The 4,314-nt window shown below is 37.3% G+C and carries 3 protein-coding genes; all 3 read right to left on the bottom strand.

From position 1 onward, the window contains the following. On the bottom strand, positions 1-995 hold a 995-nt coding region (locus GSY74_RS02080), incomplete at its 3' end, for a 3-phosphoshikimate 1-carboxyvinyltransferase (RefSeq protein WP_164663460.1). Then, positions 992-3,331: a phenylalanine--tRNA ligase subunit beta gene (gene pheT / locus GSY74_RS02085; RefSeq protein WP_164663461.1), complete on the bottom strand. Its 2,340-nt coding sequence runs from the start codon at positions 3,329-3,331 to the stop codon at positions 992-994. The genes pheT and GSY74_RS02080, both read right to left, overlap by 4 nt. After that, positions 3,328-4,314 (bottom strand): phenylalanine--tRNA ligase subunit alpha (pheS, locus tag GSY74_RS02090; protein ID WP_223157433.1); only part of this gene is annotated, 987 nt, incomplete at its 5' end. The genes pheT and pheS, both read right to left, overlap by 4 nt.

Genomic DNA, 4,314 nt, shown 5'->3' on the forward strand with positions numbered 1-4,314 from the left:
ATACTAGTACCGTTAGCTACAGCCATTGCAATAGATAGGGCAGGGAGTTCGTCGATGAGCCATGCTATATTTTTCTCTACAGTGACAGCTTTTAACTTACCAGAGTATCTGATAGATATATCACCGATAGGTTCATAGATGTTCTCTTTTTCTATAAACTCTATATCTGCCCCCATCTCTTTTAGGACTTTATATGCTTCTATTCGAGTAGGATTTAGTGTTACATTTTTAATAATAGTTTGGCTATTAGGTGTTATAGCAGATGCAATCGCAAAGAAAAAGCCACTAGAGGGGTCAGCAGGAACAGTAATATCTAGTGGGTTTAGAGGAGAGTTTAGAGGTTCTATCTCTATCCATCCATCTACGGCTTTTATATCTGCACCCATACCATTTAACATTCTCTCTGTATGGTCTCTTGATAGTAGATTTTCTCTGTAGTAGCTTTTGCTACCTGCTTGGAGTCCTGCTAAAATCAGAGCTGATTTAACCTGAGCAGAGTCTACGGGAGAGTGGTATCTAAATGACTCTAAAGCTCCACCGCGAATGGCAAGAGGAGCTAAATTTCCATTCTCTCTACCATCTATCTTTGCTCCAATAGCTCTTAGTGGGTCGGCAACTCTTCTCATAGGTCTATTTCGTAGATATTTGTCACCTGTTAAGATGAATGAACCCTCTATACCTGCTAGAAGACCTGCATATAGACGCATTCCTGTACCTGCATTGCCACAGTCGAGAATATCACTTGGTTCTGTTAGCTTTTTAGGGGGAGTGATGGTTATATCTGCTCCATCTCTATCGACTATAGCACCTAACTGTTCAGCAATAGAGAGTGAGGCTAGAGTATCTTCACCCAAGAGAAAGTTTTTGATTTTTGATGGTCTATCAGAGAGAAGAGAGAACATGGCACATCTATGTGATATAGACTTATCAGGAGCTATAGTGTCACACTCTAAAGAGAAAGCTTTAGAGTGTTTTGAGATTTTGGCTATTTTCATCTAAGGGTTGCACCATACTGCTCTTTTAGGCTATCTACTATTCTCTTTACAGTTTTCTCTATATCCTTATCTTCCAAGGTATTTTCGAGTGATTGGATAAATAGACGAACGGTGAGACTCTTCTCATCTCCTAATGACTCATCCTCATAGACATCGACAGGATAATACTTTCTAAGTAGAGGGAGTTCAAGCTGTTTGATAGCTGTTGCGACCTGATTGTATGGTAGATTTTTATCTATAACTAAACTTAGGTCTTTGTATACTCCCTGAAATTTAGAGATAGGATTTGCATTGATATGTTTAGGTATGAGTGCATCAAATGATATTTCTGCTAGAAATGTCTCTGTCAAATCAAACTCTTCTGCCACGGTTGGATGTAGTTTTGAGATAAATCCACAAACTTCATTATTCATGATAATATCAGCAGATTGATAAGGATGAATGAGTCTATTTTGCTCTGTACCAGCTCTTAGCTCAAAGTCACCAATAATAGCTGATAGTTTTGTTGCAAATATTTCAAAGTCTATAGTTTGCGGTTTACCTGCATTTGTAACATTTTCAGACTCTCTTTGACCAGAGAAGATTAGGCTTAGCACCTCTCTCTCATTACGGTTTTCATCAAAGATAGTACCAATCTCAAATAGTGCAATTGACTTTTTAGAGTAGCTTACATTTCGTTTTGAAGCATTTAGCATATTAATTAAAATTGTACTTCTAAGGGTGTTCATATCTTCTGTAATAGGGTTAATAATATCTAACTCATCTTTGACAAGTGGAAAACCATACTTCTCTAGTAGGGTTCTATCTGAAAACGCATATGAGACAGTCTCATAGAAAGATGATGCCACAGCTCTCTCTCTTAAAGCTTTTCTTGCATAGTAACGATTTGTAGTTGAATTGGTTCTCTGTGCTTCTTCAAATTTTAGTGGTTTTGCTTCAATATTATTGATACCAACAATACGAACTATCTCTTCGGCTATATCTTGTATATTCTCTATATCATGTCTAAATCTAGGAACTGTAACACCAAAAGCATCTTCAGTTGAACTCTGTATCTTAAATTCAAGAGCTTTCAAGATGTTTAAAATAGTTGATTTTTCAATCTTTTTTCCAATAATTTTTGAAATATCACTATCATTAACAGTAATTATCTTTGGTTCAGGCTCCTCTTCTATAGATATGACTCCATCAAAAAAGTTACATCCAGCATAACCCTCTAACATATAAGTTAAAAATTTGATACCATAAGATAGCTCAGGTTCACTTCCTCTTGATGTTCTATAGTAGAGCTCATCACTATCTATACCTCTCTCTGCGATGGAGTCAACTAAAACAGTTGGATTGATATAACTCGCTTCAAAAAGTGCTGTGGTTGTTTTTTCATCTGCTTTTGCCTCATCATATTGGCATACTCCTAGAGTTGAAAATCTCTTCCCATTTGCCTCGATGGTTGTAATATCATCTTTAGTAGTGGTTGTAATTGTAATTCTATCATTTTCATGAATTAGAATATCTCTAGTCCTGTAGGCTCTAAGAATAACACCTGTAGTGTGAGTAGCATATTTGAGTATATTTTTCAGATCAGAATCTTGAAGCTCTCCAATAAATGCCAATCTCAATCCACATAGCGTTGATGTATGCATCCCCTCAATATCAGCCATTGTATATCTAAGAGAGCCTCTGATTTTTCCAGTTGCTTTAACTTGAAGTACTCTAGCTAAACCAACTTTTACTCTCCCCTCATTATACTCATACTCAAGTGTATTAATAGGAATATTGAGTGCCGCACTCAAATCTCTTGCAACTCCATAGATACTTAGGCAATCTCCACGATTTGCTGTTAACTCTAGTTCTATGACTGTATCTGTAACTTTTTCATACTCTCTTAGCTCTCTACCAGCCACTAACTTACCGATACTCTCATCCAGTATCATAATTCCACTACCCATGTCAGGCAGTCCAAGCTCAGATGCAGAGCAGACCATCCCCTCTGAGTCAACTCCACGAAGTTTGGTATGTTTTATCTCAAAATCATCCCCAAGTTTTGCTCCAATTGTCGCAACTGCCACAAATTTGGCATAGACAACATTCGCAGCACCACAGACAATCTGACGAATAGTACCTTCTCCTATATCAATCTGACAAACTCTAAGCTTGTCAGCATCAGGGTGTTTACCACATGAGATGACTTCACCTATAACAACTTTTGGAGGGATAGTGTAACTCTTTATACTATCAACTTCCAAACCAATATTATTAAAAGTTTCATAGAGCTTTTCATCACTCACTCTGCTTATATCTATAAAATTATTTAACCAACCTCTTGTAATAATCATCTAAACTGCTCCAATAGTCTTCTGTCGCCCTCAAATAGCATTCTGAGGTCTGGTATCTTATGTAGTAACATTGCAAATCTCTCAACACCTAATCCAAAGGCATATCCACTAACATTTTCATACTCTACGGCTTTGAAAACATTAGGGTCTACAATCCCACAACCAAGAACCTCTAGCCATCCTGTATGAGAGCATATACGACACCCTTTTGCTTCACAAAATATACAAGAGATGTCAACCTCGGCAGAGGGTTCGGTGAATGGGAAAAAGCTAGGTCTAAATCTCACCTCTACCTCCCCAAACATATAATGCAAAAAGTCAGAAAGAATAGACTTTAGATTTGCAAAGTTCACTTCACCTTTTTTTTGAACCACAAGTCCCTCTACTTGATGAAACATAGGAGTGTGAGTGATGTCATAATCTTTTCTAAAAACGGCACCAGGGGCAATCATACGGATTGGTGGTTTGGTCTCTAGCATCTTACGAATCTGCACAGGTGATGTGTGTGTTCGCAGAACTCCACCATCTCTGCAGAAAAATGTATCTTGCATCTCTCTAGCAGGGTGGTTTTTTGGAAGATTTAGTGCTTCAAAGTTGTGAAAATCATCCTCAACTTTTGGTCCATCCTCTACAGAGAAATTGAGTGCGACAAAATAGTCGATAATCTTGTCCATAGTCGCCATCACAGGATGCAATGCACCTTTTGCTTCAAGATTGCTATAGAGGGATACATCAATGGTTTCTGCTTTGAGAAGCTCTTCTATTTTTTTGGCTTTAAGCTCTGAATATTTTTCATCATATAATTTTTGTAAATTTGCTTTATTTCTGTTTAAGCCCTCTGCAAAGGCTTTTTTTTCTGGTCCAGGAACATCTTTGAGTTTTTTAAATTCTGCTGTCATTGCACCTTTTTTACCAAAAAGTTCAATACGAGTTTTTTCTAAAATCTCAAGCGAGTCTGCTACAGATATTTTATCTTCTAATTC

The sequence above is a fragment of the Sulfurovum sp. bin170 genome, from assembly GCF_010892395.1.
Classification (GTDB): Bacteria; Campylobacterota; Campylobacteria; order Campylobacterales; family Sulfurovaceae; genus UBA1140.